We start from the raw sequence: 19,695 nt of genomic DNA, 5'->3' as shown, positions 1-19,695 counted from the left end.
ACACCGCCGGCGACGTACCGCCTGTCGTGCCGGTCGTCGGAAGGTCCGCTGCGGCGCCCGTGACCTGACCACCGACCGTCTCTCGCTCGCGTCCGGGCCCGACGGCACCAGGATCAGAGTAGACGTACCGGCCGCTGAGCGACATATCATGACAGGCTCGGTGTGATGCAGCCCGGGTTTGACCCGAGGGGGGTCCGCGGCGTAACGTCATACAGCCGTTCCAGGTACTTTCGCGCGCCCTCACGGGGGCGAATCCACGGACTGATCGTGGCGGGTACACGGGCGGCTGGGGTGCAGAACTGCATCCCTTCCAGCTGTAGCACTGCATCGTCGAGGACATAGACGGTGTACCTCCCCGACGTTCTTGGAGTACCTCGTGAGCAAGCGGACTTTCCAGCCGAACAACCGGCGCCGTGCGAAGACCCACGGTTTCCGGCTGCGTATGCGCACCCGCGCCGGCCGCGCCATCCTGGCAGCCCGTCGTCGCAAGGGCCGCGCCGAGCTCTCTGCCTGACAGCAGGTGCTACCCGCGGCGCACCGCTTGCGCCGTTCCGTAGATTTCGAACGGGCGGTGCGACGTGGCGTGCGCGCGGGACGATCGACCGTGGTGGTTCATCTCTCCCAAGACCCTGGGGGTGACGAGCCACCACAGGTCGGTTTTGTCGTATCCAAGGCCGTGGGCAACGCCGTGCACCGGAACAAGGTGAAGCGGCGCTTGCGCGCCGCGTCTTCGGCGTACCTGGACGCGCTGCCGCCACGGACCCGAGTGGTCGTGAGGGCCCTTCCCGCGTCCTCCGACAGCGACTTCGCCCGGCTCGACCAGGACCTCGCGTCCTGCATCAAGCGCGCGGTCGCCCAGTGGGACCGCAGATCGGCTGAAGCATGAGCACGACCGTCCAGGCCGATCACGCAGGGATCGGCTCGCCAGGCTGGGTCACCCGTTCGTGGCGGTTCGTCCGAAGGATCCCGCTGCTCGTGCTGGTCGGGCTCATCAGGGCGTACCAGAGCGTCATCTCACCGATGACCGGCCCGACCTGCAAGTACTACCCCTCGTGCTCGCAGTACGCGCTCGTCGCGATACGACGGCACGGTGTGCTGCGAGGCGTACGACTCGCCGTCTGGCGGCTGCTGAGGTGCAACCCCTGGAGCAGAGGTGGCGTCGACGACGTCCCCGAGGCAAGGAAGCACTCGCACTAGTCCTCCTGCCGGCGACGTCGGCGGGACCCAGTTTGTTGAAGGTTAGGGAGTAGTACGGATGGACTTCTTCAAGTTCCTCGAGCCGATCGAATGGGTCGTCGCGTGGATCATGTACCTGTGCCACCAGGGACTCGTGTTCCTGGGCATGGGCGACGGCCCCGGTCTCGGTTGGGTGTTCTCGATCGTCGGGCTCGTGATCATCATCCGTATCCTCCTGATCCCGCTGTTCTTCAAGCAGATCAAGGCCTCGCGCGGCATGCAGATGCTGCAGCCCGAGATGCAGGCCATCCAGAAGAAGTACAAGGGCAAGTCGGACCCGGCGTCCCGCGAGGCCATGAGCCGCGAGACCATGGAGCTCTACAAGAAGCACGGGACGAACCCGTTCGCCTCCTGCCTGCCGATCCTGCTGCAGTCGCCCATCTTCTTCGCTCTGTTCCGCGTGCTCAACGGGCTCGTGCCGATCTCGACCGGGGAGCTCGACCCGATCGGTCCGATCAACGCGGCAGTCGCCAAGGACATCGAGAGCTCGTCGTTGTTCGGCGCGCACCTCTCGGACATCTTCCTCAAGACCGACGACATGCAGGCGAAGATCGTCATCGGGGCCCTGATCGTCGCGATGTGCGCCACGACCTTCTTCACGCAGCGTCAGCTGACCATGAAGAACATGCCGAAGTCGGCCCTCGAAGGCCCCATGGCGTCGACGCAGAAGATGATGCTCTACGTCTTCCCCTTCATCTTCGCGGTCTCCGGCGTGAACTTCCCCGTCGGTGTCCTCGTCTACTGGACCACGACGAACCTCTGGTCGATGGGCCAGCAGTTCTACACGATCAAGCGCATGCCCGCCCCGGGGTCCGAGGCCGAGCGCCTGATGAAGGAGCGCAAGGCCCGCAAGGCGGCAGCCAAGGGCATCGTCGAGGAGGCCGCTCCGGTCATCGAGCAGCCCCGTGGCCAGCGCCAGCAGCCCAAGCGCAAGGACCGCCAGAGGCCCGGCGCGCCCCGTGTCATCAACGGAACGACGGCTCCGTCGGACGAGGTCAACGATGCCCCGGTCGACGACGAGACCGACGGCCCGGCCAAGGGGACCGGCAAGGGCTCCCCGAAGCCGAAGCAGCCGAAGAAGTAGCCCCCAGTCCTGTTCCGAGAGCGCCGAGGTTCCTTCGAGACCCCGGGGTTCTCATGACCCCAAGGAGCCAGCATGTCGTCGACCGACGCACCCGCTGCCGAAGACCAAGCCCCTGACGAGATGACTCGCCTCGAAGAGGAAGGCGAAGTCGCAGCGGACTACCTCGAGGAGTTCCTCGACATCGCCGACCTCGACGGTGACATCGACATCGACATCGACCACGGCCGGGCGGCGCTGGAGATCGTCGCCGACGAGCCCGCGTCACTCCGACACCTGGTGGGCAAGGAGGGCGAGGTCCTCGACGCCCTCCAGGAGCTCACACGGCTCGCGGTCCAGGCACGGACAGGCGAGCGGAGCCGGCTGATGCTCGACATCGCAGGCTTCCGTGCGCAGCGCAAGGTCGAGCTCACGGAGCTCGCGACGACGGCGATCGCGACGGTCCGCGAGTCGGGTACCGAGCTCTCGATGGAGCCCCTCAATGCGTTCGAGCGCAAGGTCGTTCACGACGTGGTGGCTGCGGCTGGACTCACGAGCGACTCCCGGGGTACCGATCCTGAGCGCTACGTCGTGATCCGCCCCGCCGAGGAGTCCTGACCTCGACTGATCCTCGCTCGAAGCCGCCCGGTGTTTCACGTGAAACACCGGGCGGCTTCGTACGTATGGCGTGAGTGAGTGTCTTGAGAGGTACGACGCGCCGCGGCGGCTACGGTGCGACGCGGCGGGTCGGCCGAGGGCGTGCGCCGCGTCGAACGCGATGGTAGGCGATCCGTCGCCGTAGCAGAGACCCGGACGCGTCAGCCGACGTCGCGTCACTAGGATCGCTGCAGCTCGCCGCGAGGTTCTGAGCAGCGCTGAGCTCGGGTTCGTCACCGGAGTCCGGAGTCGTCACCCAGCGGGCCTCGGACGAGGTCGAGCGCCGGGCGGGGGAGTTAGCGCCCCGGGGGGAACGGGCGTCAACCCATGTGCCGCGAGGACGCAGGGCAGAGCGGCGCGCTCCTCGGACGCACCCGGCCGATGATCGGTGGGGAGAGGCACGTCGTGGGCGGCGACTGCACATCGCGGAGCCAGATGGTGGCCCTTTGCTCTAGACACCGACAACGAGGCGCAGCCGAGAGATCTGCGTGCGCGGTGTGTGACGCTGTCGAAACGCTCGTCGACCGCCGTCGACCGCCGTCGACCGCCGTCGACCGCCGTCGACCGCCGTCAACCGCCGTCGACCGGCGTCGACGCAGGGCCGCGGCCCGCCTTCTGTGGCCACATCCCGGTGGCTTCCCCGTCGCGGTGGGGCGCCCCACCGCAGTCGTGCGAGACGTGACACCATGGACCCCGGGCTGTTCGGCCGAGCCCTGCATTCCGTGGGGCTTGAGCACTGAAAGAGGAGTAGATGACCAACGAGATGAGCGACTCCGTCGAGAGCGATGTTTCACGTGAAACACTTGCCGACTCTCCAGAGGTACGGGCGTACTTCGGCGACGCGTACCCGCCTGTCGCTCGATTCGCCGACATGCTGCACGACCAAGGGGAGCTGCGAGGACTGATCGGCCCGCGCGAGGTCTCCCGGATCTGGGAGCGGCACATCCTCAACTCCGCAGCAGTGGTCCAGTTCCTTCCCGAGAAGGGGACCATCGCCGACATCGGTTCGGGTGCCGGGCTCCCAGGGATCGTCATCGCAGCCATGCGTCCTGAGTCTCAGGTCCTCCTGATCGAGCCCATGGAGCGTCGCTGTGCCTGGCTGTCCGAGGTGGTGGACGAGTTGGAGCTCACGAACGTCGAGGTCAAGCGAGGACGAGCCGAGGAGTATCACGGTGCGTTCCAGTGTGACGCCGTGACCTCGCGTGCCGTTGCTGCGCTGGAGAAGCTGGCGCGGATGTCCCTCCCCCTGGTCGAGCGCGGTGGGGAGATGGTGGTCCTCAAGGGACGCAACGTGGTCAACGAGATCGAGCCCGCGCGCAAGGTGCTGCGAAAGTACAAGACGGAGGAGCCAGAGATCCTCGAGGCGTTCAGCGTCGAAGGAGTGGAGTCGACGACGGTGCTCCGCATCCGGCGGACGGCAGCTCCCGTCTGACGCAGTGGTGGTTCTTCTCGCCGTCGCTCGACTCCGTCCGCTGGCCGGGGAGACTGCCCTGGGTCGACCGTCGTGCGTCGTGAGTGGACGTTCGCGCGGAGCACGTAGGGTGGCACAGGGTGGCGGTCTAATGAGCCGCCCCGCCGGCCGAAAGACTCGGTGGCGACACGCGTTCGGCGGTCCACAGATGAGGCTGCGGCGGGGCGCATGCTGGAGTAGGTCAAGTGAGGGAGATGGGCGTGACGGAGAGTTCCGACCAGCAGCAGGAGATCCCGTTCGAGAGCCCGGAGGTGGCGTACCTCGCGGATGTTTCACGTGAAACACCCGATGGCTACCTGGCGGAGAGCTTCGACGAGAGCCGGCGAGAGGCGCTCATGGCGAGCCTCCCCGAGATGGACGATGAGACTCCGCTCGCCGCCCAGCTGACGATCGACGCCCGACGGCGGATCGACCTTCAGGGACGACGCTTCCCCCGTCCGGCATCGACGCGGATCATCACGATCGCGAACCAGAAGGGTGGCGTCGGGAAGACGACGACGACCGTCAACCTGGCGGCGGGTCTCGCACAGGCCGGGCTCAACGTGCTGGTGATCGATAACGACCCACAGGGCAACGCGTCGACCGCGCTGGGTGTCGAACACCGAGCAGGGACGCCGTCGGTCTACGAAGTGCTCGTCGATGGCGCGCCCCTGTCCTCCGCGGTCCAGCAGTGCCCCGACCTACCGACGCTGTGGTGCGTGCCGGCCACGATCGACCTGTCGGGCGCCGAGATCGAGCTGGTCTCGCTGGTTTCACGTGAAACACGCTTGCGGAAGGCCGTCGACGACTTCCTCGAGGAGCGGATCGCTCAAGGCCTCGAACCGATCGACTATGTCCTGGTCGACTGCCCGCCCAGTCTGGGACTTCTCACTGTCAACGCCTTCGTCGTCGGCCGCGAGGTGCTGATTCCCATTCAGTGCGAGTACTACGCGCTGGAGGGCCTCAGCCAGCTCTTGAAGACGATCGAGCTGATCAAGGCTCACCTGAACCCACGTCTGCACGTCTCGACGATCCTCCTCACGATGTACGACGGTCGGACCAACCTTGCCCAGCAGGTCGCGGCCGAGGTGCGCGAGCACTTCCCCGAGCAGACCCTGAAGACGTCGATCCCTCGTTCCGTGAGGATCTCCGAGGCGCCGAGCCATGGTCAGAGCGTGATCACCTATGACCCGAGTTCCACGGGTGCGCTCGCCTATCTCGAGGCGGCCCGTGAGGTGGCTGACAGAGGTCGGCCCGAACCCTTGCCAGTCCAATCAGTCGACGGAGCGTCTCGCAACGTCTCGCGGCAGAACTACCTCGCCGAGCGATGGGCAGTCCTGCCTAGCTACCAGGAGGATGCACGATGAGTGAGAAGCGCCGTGGGCTCGGTCGTGGTCTCGGAGCGTTGATTCCGACCAGTCCCGAGCGTGAGCGTCCGGTCGATGTCTTCTTCCCCTCCGCCCCGCGCGTGGCCGAGGTTGTCCAGAACGCCAACCCCGAGGCAAGGGGAGTGGAGGCTGGCGAGGCCAGCGCCGCAGTGCTGACGATCGAACGGACGGGTGCCGACTCCCCGGCGTCGCTTCTCGGTGTCGACGAGGGAGACGGGGCTGGCCTCGCGCTCGGTACCAGCGACCAGGTGACCGCGGATGCGGCTGCTGCAGACGTCGTGCCGGGAGACGTCGAGACGGGCGACGCCGACGATGTTTCACGTGAAACAGAGGCCGACGCGAGCGCGGAAGCTGCGCCCGAGCCGGCGTCGGTCGACCTGGTCCCGGTTCCGGGCGCCACGTTCGCCGAGCTGCCTGTCGGTCTCATCCGCGCCAACTCGCGCCAGCCCCGTACGGTCTTCGACGAAGGAGAGCTCGACGAGCTCGTCGGATCGATCAAGGAGATCGGTGTCCTGCAGCCTGTCGTCGTGCGCCGTGACCCCGAGAGCCCGGGTGGCTACGAGCTCATCATGGGTGAGCGCCGCTGGCGGGCGACCCAGGCCGCGGGTCTCGACGTCATCCCCGCGATCATTCGGGAGACGGACGATGCCGACCTCCTGCGAGATGCTCTCCTCGAGAACCTGCACCGCAGCGCGCTGAATCCCTTGGAGGAGGCTGCGGCCTACCGTCAGCTCCTCGACGACTTCGGTTGCACGCACGAGGAGCTGGGTGCTCGCATCTCCCGGAGCCGCTCTCAGATCTCCAACATGCTGCGCCTGCTCCGACTTCCTCCGCTGGTCCAGCGTCGTGTGGCCGCCGGTGTGTTGTCGGCCGGGCATGCGCGTGCGCTGCTCGGACTGACGGATGGTGCGGAGATCGAGCGCCTCGCCCAGCGCATCGTCTCGGAAGGGCTCTCGGTACGTGCCACCGAGGAGATCGTCGCCCTGGGCGGGTTGGATGCGAAGCGTCCGGTCGAGCGTGCGCCGCGGCCTGGTCAGCGCAGTGCGGCGATCGATGAGCTGGCCTCGAGGCTCTCGGACCGCTTCGAGACCCGGGTCAAGGTCGACCTGGGGAAGAACAAGGGCCGGCTGACCGTCGAGTTCGCGTCGGTCGAGGATCTCAACCGGATTCTCGACCTGATGGCGCCGCAGGACCCGGGTCTTCTGCGTCAGTAGGTCAGCGGGTCCGAAGGCCAGTCAGGCCGGACCACGACCAGGACGTTTCACGTGAAACATCGGCCCCGACGAGCACGCGCTCGTCGGGGCCGATGTCATGTGGTCGGGCGTCTGAAGGTCAGCGTGTGGCGCTCTGTCGGACAGCGCTCTGCGTGACGATCGTGCGGTAGAGCTCGCCGAGGTCGCGGCCCGCAGCCTGTGCCGCCTGAGGGAACAGCGAGGTCTCGGTCATCCCGGGGGCGACGTTGACCTCGAGGAAGTGAGGAATCCCCTCGGCGTCGACGATGAGGTCCGATCGAGACAGGTCCCGGAGCCCGAGCGCGACGTGGGCCCGGACGGCCATGTCCGAGACTCGTGAGGCCACCTCGGGGCTGAGGCGAGCCGGTGCGTAGTAGCTCGTGCGGCCCGGGTTGTAGCGCGCGTCATAGTCGTAGGTGCCGTCGGTGACGATCTCGACCGCGGGGAGCGCCTCCGGTCCCTCAGGCCCGTCGACGACGCTCACGGCGATCTCGGTGCCCTCGACGGCACGCTCGATGAGGGCGATGTCCCCGTACGAGAAGCAGTCGACCATCGCACGGGGGAGGTCCTCGGCCCGATGGACGAGCGTGACCCCCAGCGCTGAGCCGCCACGGGTGGGCTTGACGACAAGGGGGAGGCCTAGGCGGCCGACGATCGCGTCGAGCACCGGTCGGGCGCCGAGCTCCCGGAAGAGGCTCTGGGGGAGGGTGACGTAGTCGGGTGTGGAGAGTCCCGCGCCGAGCACGACGTTCTTGGCGATGGGCTTGTTCCATGCGGCACGCGAGGCCCGCGGGCCGGTCCCCACGTAGTCGAGGGAGAGCAGCTCCAGCACGTCACGGACAGATCCGTCCTCACCGCTCGCCCCGTGCAGGAGCGGCCAGACGACGTCGGGCTTCTCCTGGGCCAGGAAGGGGAGCAGGGACGCGTCGACGTCGCGGATCGACACCTCGATGCCCGTCCCCCGCAGGGCGTCGGCGACACGACGGCCCGAGCGGAGCGAGACGTCCCGCTCGTGCGAGAGCCCGCCTGCGAGGACCACGACGCGCTCGACCGGGCGCCGGTCAGCGCTGGTCGTGATGCCATCGGCGGGGGGCGGTGGAGTGGCCGAGGCAACCTCGGCGACGTCCTCGGTGATCGGTGAATCCGCAGCGGTACCCACGGTCTTGGTCCTCTCGACGTTCGGCAGGGTTCTCACGGGGCAGGGGTGGCGCTCACGCGAGGTTGGGGCCAGGGTTCTCGACGTCGGTGAGGTCGGCGTCCTGGGCTCCGGAGGTGCCGAACAGGTCCACGAGCTCGCGCTCGGCGGAGACGACCCCGGCGAACCGGCGGACGCCCTCCTTGATGCGCTCCGGCGTCGGGAAGCAGTAGGAGAGGCGGACATGGTCCGCGCCCGTCCCGTCGGCGTAGAACGCCGTCCCCGGGACGTATGCGACCCGGGCCGTGACGGCTCGCGGGAGCATCGAGCGGGCGTCAAGACCGTCGGGCAGCTTGACCCACGTGTAGAAGCCACCGTTCGGCACGTTCCACGAGGCCGACGGAAGGTGCTCCGAGAGCGCGCCGATCATGGCGTCGCGCCGTTCCCGGTAGAGCTCGCGGAACTGCTTGATCTGACCCTGCCAGTCGCAGGTCTCGAGGTAGGTCGCGATCGCGAGCTGCGAGGCGTTCGACGGGCACAGGATCGCCGACTCGCTGGCCAGCACGAGCTTCTCGCGGACCGCGTGCGGCGCGACGACCCAGCCCACCCGGTAGCCCGGTGCGAACGTCTTGGAGAAGGACCCCAGGTAGAGGACCCCCTGATCGTCGAGCGAGCGCATCGCGGGCAGCGGATCGCCCTCGAAGCCGAGCAGGCCGTACGGGTTGTCCTCGATCACCAGCACGCCGAAGCGCTGGGCGATCTCGAGGATGCGGGGACGGCGCTCGACCGAGAGCGTCACGCCCGCAGGGTTGTGGAAGTTGGGCACGGTGTAGAGGAGCTTGACGCGGCGACCTTCCGCAGCGAGCCGGGTGAGGGTCTCCTCGAGGGCCTCGGGGATCAGTCCGTGCTCGTCGAGGGGGACGTGGACGATGTCGGCCTGGTACGAGCGGAAGACCCCGAGGGCTCCGACGTAGCTCGGCGCCTCGGCAACCACCACGTCACCAGGGTCGACGAAGATCCTGGTCACGAGGTCGAGCGCCTGCTGCGAGCCGGTGGTCACGACGACGTCGTCAGGGTGGCAGTCGATGCCCTCGAGGCGGACGACGTCCACGATCTTCTCGCGCAGCGACTCGTCGCCCTGGCCAGAGCCGTACTGCAACGCGGTCGTGCCACGCGTCGCGACGAGCTTCTGCATCGCGTCGGCGATGACGTCGAGGGGGAGGCCTTCGAGGTAGGGCATGCCGCCGGCGAGCGAGACGACCTCGGGGCGATTCGCGACCGCGAACAGGGCGCGAATCTCCGACGCTCGCATACCGTGGGCGCGCTCGGCGTAGGCGCCGAACCACGGGTCGAGGCGGGTGCCGCCCGAGGCGGCAGGCTGAGCGGGGTGCGTCGGTGTCGTGCTCACGCTCCCCAGTCTCCCACGACGAATCGGGGGAAACCGTGAAGGGGTCGCTTCACGGACCGGAGCAGGAGGGCTGCTCAACCCGGGTCCCACGTCGAGCGGTGGGCAGGACCACTACGCGGGGTGGGACGCGGCCGGGACGCGGACCGGGACGCCGAAGGGGCGGACGGTCCACCGGGCCGTCCGCCCCTTCGGGACGTCGTGCGTGACGTGCGTGTCAGGCGATGAGTGCGTCGATCTCCTCGGCGAGGATGCGCTTGGGGCGCCCACCGACGATCGACTTCACGAGCTCGCCTCCGGAGTAGAAGTTCAGCGTCGGGATCGAGATCACGCCGTACGCCGCGGTGATCGCAGGGTTCTCGTCCGAGTCGAGCTTGGCGATCTTGACCTTGCCGGCGTACTCCCCGGCGAGCTCTTCGAGGATCGGGGCGATCTGGAGGCACGGGCCGCACCACGTGGCCCAGAAGTCCACGATGACGGGGATGTCGGACTCGAGGACCTCGGTCTTGAAGGTGTCGTCGGTGACCTTGACGGTGTTGCTCATCGGATCTCCTCCAGTGCGCGGGGCAGCTCGTCGGGGGCGGGGGACTCGGGCGTGCCGGCGATCTCGGGGAGCCCCTCGGCGTCCTCGACCGAGTCGACGAGCTCGGTCAGGTAGCGCTGGGCGTCGAGTGCCGCGGAGCAGCCCGAGCCGGCAGCCGTGATGGCCTGCCGGTAGGTGTGGTCCACGGCGTCGCCGCACGCGAAGACACCCTCGAGGTTGGTCGCGGTGGTGCGGCCGACGACCTGGATGTAGCCCTCGTCGTCGAGGTCGATCTGCCCCTTGACGAGCTCGGAGCGCGGGTCGTGCCCGATCGCGACGAACAGGCCGGTCGCGTCGATCGAACGCTCCTCGCCGGTGATCGTGTCACGGAGCGTCAGCGACTCGACCTTGTTCTCGCCGTGGATGCCGACGACCTCGCTGTTCCAGGCGAACTCGATCTTGGGGTCGGCCTTGGCGCGGTCCGCCATGATCTTCGAGGCGCGCAGCTCGCCGCGGCGGTGGACCATGGTCACCTTGGACGCGAAGCGTGTCAGGAACGTCGCTTCCTCGACGGCCGAGTCCCCGCCACCGACGACCACGATGTGCTGGTCCCGGAAGAAGAACCCGTCGCACGTCGCGCACCAGGAGACGCCGCGACCGGACAGACGCTTCTCGTCCTCGAGGCCCAGCTCGCGGTACGCGGAGCCGGTCGCGAGGATGACGGCACGTGCCGTGTAGGTCTCGCCGTTGCCGGTGACCACGGTCTTGACGGGGCCGTCGAGCTGGAGCTCGATCGCGTCGTCCCACTCGACCTGGGCGCCGAAGCGCTCTGCCTGCTTCTGCAGGTTGTCCATGAGCTCGGGGCCCATGATTCCGTCGGGGAAGCCGGGAAAGTTCTCGACCTCGGTGGTGTTCATCAGCGCGCCACCCGCGGTGATCGAACCGGCCAGGACCAGGGGCTCGAGGCCCGCGCGCGCGGCGTACACAGCAGCCGTGTACCCGGCGGGGCCCGAACCCACGATGATGACGTTCCGCGGTGCGGTCGTGGGGGTCTGTTCCGTCACGTGTACTCCTCAGTGGTGGGTGGTGCACCGGGTCCAACGCCGAGCGGCGTCGTTCTGTTCCGAGGGCACCGTCGGCCGGTCGGCCTGCGGATGGTCAGCACGAGCGAGTGGCTGCGCCCCGTCCGGGGCGCGGCCACGGGATCAGTAGACCGTGATCTCGTTGAGCTCGACGCGGAACTTGCCCTCGGGGTTCGTCGGGAGCTCCGTGATGAAGAGGACGAACGTGGTGCCTTCCGTCGCGGGGTCGAGCTCGAGCTCGACGTTCTGCGAGAAGGCCGCCGACGCGAGGACGTCGCCACCGGTCGGTTCGTCGTCGGTGATGGCACGAACCTCGACGCGGCCACCCGTGTTGTTCGTGTCGAGGACGATGCGCTGGACGGTCGCCTCGTCCTCGAGCGTGAAGGTGTAGCCCGTCTTCGGCTTGTTGCCGCCGAAGGCGGCCGAGTTGTACGAGTACGTGTACCAGAACGTCGACGGGTCGCCGTCGATCGCGAGGGGCACGGCCTCGGGCTTCTCGCCGATGTCGTTCGGGTCCGCGACGTCAGGGTCCAGCAGGCCGCCTGCGGCGATGGCGAGGGGCTCGGTGTTCACCGGCGCATCGGCGCCCGGTGTCCCGCTCGGTGTCTCGGCGCCGTTCGTGCCCGATCCGCCCTGTCCGGAGTCCGGGGTGACGACGGCGCCGAAGTTGCTCAGACCGAACTTCACTCCCCAGACCACGGCGACGACGACCAGGAGCAGCACGATGGGCATGATGATCCAGGTGGTCTTGACGCTCTTCGTCTTCGCGCTCGTCGTCGTGAAGGGTCCCGTCCGCGGTTCCGGGGCAGGCACGGCATCCGGCGCGTTCTCGGCCAGCCCGACCGGGGCCGGCGGCACGGGAGGGGGCGGCGGCGGAGACGTCGGTGCCGTCGGGTAGGAACCGGTCGAAAGCCCGGCCGCAGCCGCCTGGTAGGTGGCCGGCGCATCGGCGTAGGTGGGAGCGGGGTAGCTGGCACCGTCGGGGAGCGCCGACGAGCCCGCGAGAGGGACTCGGTGGATGCGCCCGGTGGCGGGCCGGTGGAAGGGGACCGCTGGTGGAGGGGTTCCCGGAGGAGTCGAGAGCGGGACGTCGAACGCGCTCCGGATCGACTGACGGCTGACACGGGTCGCGGCGGGGGGCGCCGCGGGTTGGACGAACGTCGGGAGTGCGGCGACCACGGAGAGGGCGCCCCATGGCTCGAGCGCGCTCACCAGGTCCGCAGGGGAGGACGGCGGCGCGGCGAGGCTGTCGAACTCCTGCGTGTCGTCGTTCGTCGTCGCGCGGTCGGTGCCCGCGCGAGCCCGCGCGGTCTCGGCGTCGGCGAAGACCTTGGTGCACAACTCCGACAGGTCGGCGGGTGCCCCGGGGACGAGCGTCGACAGCGGGACCACGCCCGCGGCGTCGCGCTGCGCGGGCAGGGGGTGGACGGAGTCGGGGCTGATCCACGGGACGTCGAGGCTGGCGCCCGCCCAGCGCGCCGTCATCGCGTAGTACAGCAGGGCGACCAGTCCCAAGGTGTCGGTGCGCGACGTCTCGTCGGCGTCGTGCTGGTCCTGACCGCTGATGCCTGCGTCGAGCCCGAGACCCGTCACGACGACCCGGTCCCCGTCGACGCGCAGGGCCTCAGGGCGCAGCGCCAGGTGGTGGACGCCGCGTCGCCGGGCGACCTCGAGCGCTGCTGCGGCCTCGCCGACGATCGCGCGCGCCTGCTGGGCGTCGACGATCCCGCCCGCCACCACCTCGGACAGCGTGATCCCGGCGAAAGGTTCTGTGATGACGTAGGCGGTGCCGTCGTCGGTGCCGACGTCGAGGACTCGGGTCAGTCGGGGGTCGGTGACGAGCGCGGCGCGCCGCGCCGAGTCGATCGTCTCCGCGACGTGCTCTCCGGTGAGCAACGAGACCCTCACGGAACGGTTGAGGATCGAGTCGTGCGCGGACCAGGCGGTGACGTCGACCAGGTCGCTCGCCAGCCGTTCGGCCAGCTGGTAGCGCCCCACCAGTGTCGTGCCGGGTCCTGCTGCGGTCACCTGCCCACCTCGAACTTCCTTGCCGCTGACATCTTCCCCCCACATGGTACGGGCGTCCTCTATCTCGTGGCCGGGCGTCGCCGCCCGAGCTTGCGGAGCAACGGGTCTGCGAGCTGGTCGAGCTCGCGGACCCTCATGACCTTGAGCCCGCCGACGTACACGACGGTCATGACGATCCCGACGACTGTAGTGACCACGGCGGCACGCAGCCACGAGAGTCCGTACAGGTCGCCGAACAGCTGGAGGACCCCCCAGCCGGCCGCGGCGCTGATCCCTGCGGCGAGCACGGTCTTGACGTGCATCCGCACGATGCGGAAGGCGTCGAGCCCGTGCAGCTTGCGCCGTAGTCCGGCGGTCCGCAGGAGGACGGCGACGACGTTCGACAGCGACATCGCCGCACCGACCCCGACGACCCACCACACGGGGTCGAGCGCGCGGGTCGCGAGCCAGGCGATCCCCACGAGGGCGAGCGTCGCGGGTACCTGGATCCAGAAGACCGTCTTCCCGTCCTCGTACGCGTAGTAGACCCACTTCATGAGGACCATGCCGCCGAGAGGGACCAGCCCGAACGCCATGGCGACGAGGATCTGGCTGACCGCCACCGCGCTCGACGGCGTCACGTTGATGAGCAGGAGCTTGGTGATCGGCAGTGCGAGGATCGCGAAGACGGCCGTGGCGAACACCGTGAAGACGCCCACGGTCCGTACCCCGCGCGAGAGGTCGTGCCGGACCCGCGCGAAGTCGCCCGCGCCGGCGGCGGCACTCATCCCGGTGAACAGCGCCGTGGCGATCGACACCGTGACGAGGGAGTGCGGCAGCAGGTAGATCATGAGCGCCTGCGTGTAGGCGGCGTTGCCTGCGACCGCGAACGCCTCGGGGGCGCCCGTGACGACGCCGGTGACGACGCCGTTCGCGATGGGGTCGCCCGCGTAGGCGCCGAAGGCCTGCTGGAGCGCGGCGGCGGGGGCGCTCGAGGCGAACTGCGTGGTGAACAGGACGCCGACCTGCTCGAGGATGACGGCGCCGAACGTCCAGATGGCGACCTGCCCGGCCGAGCGCAGTCCGATCCCGCGCATCCCGAGGCGGAAGTGCCAGCGGAACCCCGCGCGCCACAGGGGCAGGATCAGGATGAGCGCCTGTGCCGCGACGCCGAGCGTCGCCGTCCCGGCGAGGACGGCGATCTTGGTGCCGTCCCACGTCCCGAGGTCGTCGGCCGCTCCCGTCGCGTAGGGCCCGTAGATCGCGATGAACGCGCCGAAGCCGACGATCGAGACGATGTTGTTGACGACCGGGGCCCACATGAACGGGCCGAACTGCCCGCGTGCGTTGAGGACCTGGCCGAGCAGCGTGTACAGACCGTAGAAGAAGAGCTGTGGCGTGCACCAGAAGGCGAACGCGACGGCGAGCGAGAACTGCGCCGATCCCCACCCGTCGGTGTAGAGGGTGACGATCACCGCGGCGCCCGCGGTGAGGATCAGGCTCAGCCCGAGGAGCAGGACCCCGGAGAGGGTCAGCAGCTTGTCGAGGCGTTCCTGGGGGTTCTTGGAGCGGTACGCGCGGACGATCTGCGGGACGAGGACCGCGTTGAGGACGCCGCCTGCGAGGATCGCGAACAGGACGTTCGGGATCTTGTTGGCGACGTCGAACGCGTCTGCGGCCAGGCCTGTGGTCCCGATCGCGGTGACGAGCAGGACGTTGCGGACGAGCCCCAGGATGCGGGAGACCGCCGTACCGGAGGCCATGAGCGCCGAGCTGCGTCCGAGGCTGCTCTTCGCGGGGGCAGCGGCGGGCACGGTCTCGTCGGGAGCGTCCGGGGTCTCACGGGAGGCGTCGACGGACGTCGGCGTGGTGCCCGGGCCGGTAGGGCGGGTCCGTGGAGCACCGGCGGGTCGGACGTGCTTCACTCGTCGTGCCCCGTCGAGCGGCCCGACGGCGTCGCACCACCCTGAGCTCCCGGCACACCCGTCGCGGGGGTCAGCTCGGCCACGCGGCGCGGTGACCGACCTCGTCGGATGGTGCGCCAGATGCCGCCGATCATGAGGAGCGCGACGACACCCGCGAAGATCGCCGTCCCGGTGTTCTCCCACTCGGCCCGAACCTGCACGACGAACTCCGACTGCGGTGAGACGACGGTGCCGGCCGGGACGCTGAGGAGCTCGACCGAGACGCGCACGTCGCCGCTGCCGATGGCCCTCACGGGAACCTTGAAGTCGACCTCGGCCCCGGCAGGGACCGGGCCCGCGGGGAACGAGACGACCTTGAGGAGGCCGTTGTCGGGCCGCAGGGCCACCTGGACGGTGACGGGTTGGTCGAGCGTGTTGCGCACCCTGACGGGGAGGTTGCCCGACGTGTTGATCAGCATGACGTCGAGGCCGCGGGGGACGACGGACACCGCCGACCGGACCATGGCCGCCCCCTTGACCGCGGTGTCCACCGCTTCGGTCCGCTCGTCGGGAAGGGTCCGGTAGGCGATCGCGGTGGGAACCACGAGGGCGGGCTCCGCCCCCTGGACGACCGGCGCGGGATCGGTGGCGATCGTCGCAAAGTCGGAGATCTCGGCGCGGGCCCGCTGGAGCTCGTTCATCTCGGCGGCCGGCAGGGTTCCCTCGGTGACCTCGGCCTCGGCGAGCGGGGTCCGCGCCACGTCCGGCACCGGAGACGCGAGGAGCTCGTCGACGGGGGCGACGTCCACCCAGCTCGCCTCGTGGAGGTCTCCGAGGACGGTCGAGAGAGCGGCGGCGTCCGGGTCCCACGAGCGGGGGAGCGCGACGACGAGATGACGGCTCTCGGTCGGGCGCTCGGACGCGACGACCGCGAGGTCTGCGAGGAGTCGCTGCGTCGCGTCGGCCGTGGACGGCTCGTCGGCGGCCCGCTCGACGCTGGTCGCGGCGGTGAAGACCTCGGTGAGCCGGTCGTCGGCGACCAGGGCGGTCGCGGCGCCCGCTGTGGTCGGGACGGTGGCCAGGCCGGTCGGGGTGTGGTTCACCGAGCTCTCGGGGGTGAGCCCGTCGCCCCGGACGACCACCAGAGGCGAACCTGACTGGACGCTCGTCCGGACGGTCCGCAGGTCGAGCTCGTCGTCGGCCGGATAGGTGAGATCGGTCCGCCAGGAAGGGTCGAGCGTCGCGCCGCCCGGGAGGGGTGTCGTCGTCGCGGGCAGGGGTGCACCCACCTGGGCGTAGGCGGCGGGGTCCGGGTCGTAGGGGCGCAGACCGAAGACGGTCCGTGCGGCGGTACCGCCGCGCAGCTCTGTCGCCCACGCGTGGGAGGTGGGGTCCGCGGAGGCCTCGGCGGCCGCGAGGACCGCGGGGTCGATCACCCAGGCGATGTCCGGGACGTCCGCCGTCGCTGACACCAGCCGTCCCAGGCGCCGGTCGGTGCCGATCGCTTCGTCCACGGCGTGGAGCTCGACGCTCGTCGTGCCCGGCGTCCCAGCGTCGCCCGTGGTCGCCGAGAGTCCGAGGGTGGGGCCGGTCACGGGGGCGAGCAGGCTGACCTTGACCGGGAGGGGCGCCGCCGACTCTCCCCACACGAAGAACGTGCGCAGGACGTCGAGGCGTTCGCCGTCCTCCTCGACGGTGACGGACAGGGGACGTGGGCCCCACACCGAGCCGGGCTCGAGGTTGAGGTCGTCGGCCGCGACGGAGAACGTGACGGTGGTGTCCTCGCCGGGGCCGAGGGGATCCAGGTTCTCCACGGCCATGCGCCCGGCGACCTGCTGCGACGTGGGGGCGTCGGCCCAGGCGTCGAGCGCCGACCGTGTGCCGACGGGGCGCCAGTTGACGCCGAGCGTGGCTCGCGGGTTCTCGAGCGTGTCCTGGGTGCCGTTGTGGATCTGTGCGACGACCGTGAGCGTGTCGCCGGGCCCGACCGGGGTCGGTGACATCGAGACGAGCGTCGTCGAGACCGCACCCGCCGACGAGGACGGTGAGGCCGTCGGGTCCGTGTCGGCGGTGACGCGGACCGTCCCGAGCGCGGCCGCGGTCCGGACGTCGTCGACCACCCAGGGCGCGGCGGGCGTCGCGGCAGCGGCCGAGGGCAGGACGGCGAGCCCGAGGACGAACAGGGAGGTGAGGAGAGCACGCGTGCGCGAGCGCGCCGCTCGTCGGCCGGTCGGTGACGAGGACCGGGAGGGGCCGTGGGCAGGTGTGCCCGGGGACGGGCGCCGGCCGTGCTCAGCCGGGCGGCGCGTCGAGGCGCGGGGTGCGTCGCCGGGGAAGTGAAAGCTCATGGGTGGTCGGTCGGGTTCCGTGGGTCGTCGGGTGCCGGCCGGCTGGTTCGGACGACGGTGCGAGTCACGGTACCCCGGAAGTGGGCGCTCGTGCGCCGCCCCCGGAGGACGTCGTGGGCGACCGCGGCGAGCCGTCGCTCGTTGGGGTAGGACAAGCGATCGGGCAGCTCGTCGAACGGGATCCAGGCGACGTCCTCCGCCTCGCCGTCGGGGTCGCCCTCGACGGTGAGCCGCCCACCGGTCGCCCGGAGCAGGAAGTGGTGGACGACCTTGTGCACCCGGCGGTCCTCACCCGTGAACCAGTAGTCGATGCTCCCGAGCGGTGTCTGGACGGATCCCGTGATCCCCGTCTCCTCGGCGATCTCCCGGACGGCGGCCTCCTCCGGGGTCTCCTCACCTTCGAGGTGCCCCTTCGGAAGGCACCACTCGAGGCGACCGCCGCGGTTGCGGCGGGCGATGACGGCCGCGCGGAACAGGCCCTCGAACGTGTCGACGACCAGCCCACCTGCGGAGATCTCCTCGACGACGGGCAGCGGTGGGGGCGGGCCCGGCGACGGGGTGGGGTCCCGGTGGGTCTCCGGGTCTCTCCGCAGCGCGTGACCACCGGGCGGTGCAGGTACACCGCGATGGTCCGGAGAGTGCGCTGGGGTGGACATGACCCAACATTACCGAGTGTGGAGTCCGGGCCTGATCTGGCACGCTTGGATGTCGTGCCGACTCCTTCCCAGAACTCTCCCGTCCCCGACCCCGTCGCGCTGCCTGCAGAGGGGTCTCGTGGGGTGCCGACGACGCCCGAACAGCTCGAGCTCCTCCGGCGTGCGCTGGCGGTGCTGACCGAGATGGCGCCTGCGGCGATCGAGCTGGGCGAGCTGTTCCGTGCGGCCGGCCACGAGCTGGCCCTCGTCGGCGGTCCGGTCCGGGACGCGTTCCTGGGGCGGGCGAGCAACGACCTCGACTTCGCCACGTCGGCGGACCCGGACCAGACCCAGGCGCTGCTCGCGGCGTGGGGCGACGCGCACTGGGACATCGGCAAGGAGTTCGGCACGATCGGCGCCAAGCGCTTCGCGCCCAAGGGGAGCCCGCGGGGCGCGGGTGAGCTGGTCGTCGAGGTCACGACGTACCGCACGGACGAGTACGACCCGGCGTCGCGCAAGCCGCTCGTCGCGTTCGGCGACACCCTGGTCGGCGACCTGTCGCGGCGCGACTTCACGGTCAACGCCATGGCGGTCCGGGTCCCGGAGATGCTGTTCGTCGACCCGCACGACGGGCTCGGCGACCTCGCACTGGGTGTCCTGCGCACCCCGATCGCCCCCGAGCGCTCGTTCGACGACGACCCGCTGCGCATGATGCGGGCGGCACGGTTTGCGGCCCAGCTCGGTTTCGAGGTCGAGCAAGCGACGCACGCGGCGATCGTCGACATGGCGTCGCGCATCGAGATCGTCTCGGCCGAGCGCGTCCGGGACGAGCTGACCAAGCTGCTGCTGTCCGAGGACCCGCGCAAGGGGCTCGAGGTCCTCGTCGAGACGGGCCTGGCCGACCACGTCCTGCCCGAGCTCCCGGCGCTGCGCCTCGAGATCGACGAGCACCACCGGCACAAGGACGTCTACCAGCACTCGCTGACGGTGCTGGAGCAGGCGATCGCCCAGGAGACCGGGCCCGACGGCGCGGTGCCGGGCCCGGACCTCGTCCTGCGTCTCGCGTCGCTCCTGCACGACATCGGCAAGCCGGCCACGCGCCGGTTCGAGTCGGGCGGCGGCGTGAGCTTCCACCACCACGAGGTCGTGGGCGCCAAGCTCGCGGCGAAGCGTCTCAAGGAGCTGCGCTACGACAAGGACACCGTGAAGCAGGTGGCCCGGCTCGTCGAGCTGCACCTGCGCTTCCACGGGTACGGCGAGGGGGAGTGGACCGACTCCGCGGTGCGTCGCTACGTGACCGACGCCGGTCCGCTCCTGGAGCGTCTCCACCGGCTCACGCGTGCGGACTCGACCACGCGCAACAAGCGCAAGGCGCAGCGCCTCTCCGACGCCTACACGGACCTCGAGCAGCGCATCGAGCGGCTCCGCGGGGAGGAGGAGCTGGCCTCGATCCGCCCCGACCTCGACGGGCAGCAGATCATGGACGCCCTGGGCATCGCCCCGGGGCCCGAGGTGGGCCAGGCCTACAAGTTCCTGCTCGAGCTGCGCCTGGACCGCGGACCGCTCGGTGAGGACGTCGCCCGCGAGGAGCTGCTCACCTGGTGGGCGGGGCGCGAGGCGTGACCTGCCGGTC

The 19,695-nt window shown here is 69.8% G+C and carries 17 protein-coding genes; 9 read left to right on the top strand and 8 right to left on the bottom strand.

Going from position 1 to position 19,695, the window contains the following annotated elements; translation table 11 throughout:
* The first annotated feature begins 376 nt into the window (after window positions 1-376).
* From rpmH to ACFVQ3_RS03215, 8 genes are all read left to right on the top strand, one after another.
* Window positions 377-514: a 50S ribosomal protein L34 gene (gene rpmH / locus ACFVQ3_RS03250; RefSeq protein WP_010849920.1), complete on the top strand. Its 138-nt coding sequence runs from the start codon at window positions 377-379 to the stop codon at window positions 512-514.
* 6 nt (window positions 515-520) lie between these two features.
* On the top strand, window positions 521-886 hold the full coding sequence (gene rnpA / locus ACFVQ3_RS03245; protein WP_191794689.1) for a ribonuclease P protein component: 366 nt from the start codon (window positions 521-523) through the stop codon (window positions 884-886).
* Window positions 883-1,197, top strand: a complete 315-nt coding sequence (gene yidD / locus ACFVQ3_RS03240) for a membrane protein insertion efficiency factor YidD (RefSeq protein WP_387634997.1) — start codon at window positions 883-885, stop codon at window positions 1,195-1,197. Before rnpA ends, yidD begins: the two co-directional genes overlap by 4 nt.
* Before the next feature lie 58 nt (window positions 1,198-1,255).
* Window positions 1,256-2,320: a membrane protein insertase YidC gene (yidC, locus tag ACFVQ3_RS03235; protein WP_387634994.1), complete on the top strand. Its 1,065-nt coding sequence runs from the start codon at window positions 1,256-1,258 to the stop codon at window positions 2,318-2,320.
* Between the two features lie 120 nt (window positions 2,321-2,440).
* A complete protein-coding gene (locus ACFVQ3_RS03230) occupies window positions 2,441-2,914 on the top strand; it encodes a protein jag (RefSeq protein WP_387634991.1) in 474 nt (157 codons plus the stop codon).
* Window positions 2,915-3,704: 790 nt separating this feature from the next.
* Window positions 3,705-4,385, top strand: a complete 681-nt coding sequence (rsmG, locus tag ACFVQ3_RS03225) for a 16S rRNA (guanine(527)-N(7))-methyltransferase RsmG (RefSeq protein ID WP_387634989.1) — start codon at window positions 3,705-3,707, stop codon at window positions 4,383-4,385.
* A 374-nt stretch (window positions 4,386-4,759) separates the two neighbouring features.
* The gene (locus ACFVQ3_RS03220) at window positions 4,760-5,770 is read left to right on the top strand and encodes a ParA family protein (RefSeq protein WP_387635148.1); all 1,011 of its coding nucleotides are present in this window, start codon (window positions 4,760-4,762) and stop codon (window positions 5,768-5,770) included.
* Complete coding sequence (locus ACFVQ3_RS03215) at window positions 5,767-7,005, top strand: ParB/RepB/Spo0J family partition protein (protein ID WP_387634986.1); 1,239 nt, start codon at window positions 5,767-5,769, stop codon at window positions 7,003-7,005. Before ACFVQ3_RS03220 ends, ACFVQ3_RS03215 begins: the two co-directional genes overlap by 4 nt.
* A gap of 118 nt (window positions 7,006-7,123) precedes the next feature.
* On the opposite strand, the gene ACFVQ3_RS03210 is transcribed toward ACFVQ3_RS03215, so the two are convergent.
* The 8 genes from ACFVQ3_RS03210 to ACFVQ3_RS03175 form a co-directional block, all read right to left on the bottom strand.
* Complete coding sequence (locus tag ACFVQ3_RS03210; protein WP_387635146.1) at window positions 7,124-8,101, bottom strand: D-alanine--D-alanine ligase; 978 nt, start codon at window positions 8,099-8,101, stop codon at window positions 7,124-7,126.
* 133 nt (window positions 8,102-8,234) lie between these two features.
* Complete coding sequence (locus ACFVQ3_RS03205; RefSeq protein ID WP_387634983.1) at window positions 8,235-9,566, bottom strand: PLP-dependent aminotransferase family protein; 1,332 nt, start codon at window positions 9,564-9,566, stop codon at window positions 8,235-8,237.
* Window positions 9,567-9,780: 214 nt separating this feature from the next.
* The gene (gene trxA, locus ACFVQ3_RS03200; RefSeq protein ID WP_387634981.1) at window positions 9,781-10,107 is read right to left on the bottom strand and encodes a thioredoxin; all 327 of its coding nucleotides are present in this window, start codon (window positions 10,105-10,107) and stop codon (window positions 9,781-9,783) included.
* Window positions 10,104-11,150 carry a thioredoxin-disulfide reductase gene (gene trxB / locus ACFVQ3_RS03195; protein ID WP_387634979.1) on the bottom strand — a complete coding sequence of 349 codons (1,047 nt, stop codon included), beginning with the start codon at window positions 11,148-11,150 and terminating at the stop codon, window positions 10,104-10,106. The genes trxA and trxB overlap by 4 nt, the downstream gene beginning before the upstream one ends.
* A gap of 141 nt (window positions 11,151-11,291) precedes the next feature.
* Entirely contained in the window at window positions 11,292-13,196 is a 1,905-nt protein-coding gene (locus ACFVQ3_RS03190; protein ID WP_387634976.1) for a protein kinase family protein, read from the bottom strand.
* Between the two features lie 59 nt (window positions 13,197-13,255).
* Window positions 13,256-14,989 (bottom strand): murein biosynthesis integral membrane protein MurJ, encoded by a 1,734-nt coding sequence (gene murJ, locus ACFVQ3_RS03185; protein WP_387634973.1) that lies wholly within the window; start codon window positions 14,987-14,989, stop codon window positions 13,256-13,258.
* A gap of 107 nt (window positions 14,990-15,096) precedes the next feature.
* Window positions 15,097-17,427, bottom strand: coding sequence for a DUF6049 family protein (locus tag ACFVQ3_RS03180; protein WP_387634971.1), 2,331 nt, complete (start codon window positions 17,425-17,427; stop codon window positions 15,097-15,099).
* Window positions 17,424-18,083 carry an NUDIX hydrolase gene (locus ACFVQ3_RS03175; protein ID WP_387634969.1) on the bottom strand — a complete coding sequence of 220 codons (660 nt, stop codon included), beginning with the start codon at window positions 18,081-18,083 and terminating at the stop codon, window positions 17,424-17,426. Before ACFVQ3_RS03175 ends, ACFVQ3_RS03180 begins: the two co-directional genes overlap by 4 nt.
* A 123-nt stretch (window positions 18,084-18,206) precedes the next feature.
* Here ACFVQ3_RS03175 and ACFVQ3_RS03170 point away from each other — a divergent pair, with 123 nt between their 5' ends.
* Complete coding sequence (locus tag ACFVQ3_RS03170) at window positions 18,207-19,685, top strand: CCA tRNA nucleotidyltransferase (RefSeq protein WP_387635143.1); 1,479 nt, start codon at window positions 18,207-18,209, stop codon at window positions 19,683-19,685.
* The last annotated feature ends 10 nt before the right edge of the window (window positions 19,686-19,695 follow it).

This window comes from Oerskovia sp. NPDC057915, from assembly GCF_042887685.1.
GTDB lineage: Bacteria > Actinomycetota > Actinomycetes > Actinomycetales > Cellulomonadaceae > Oerskovia.
This window is presented reverse-complemented; position numbering and strand designations above follow the sequence as displayed.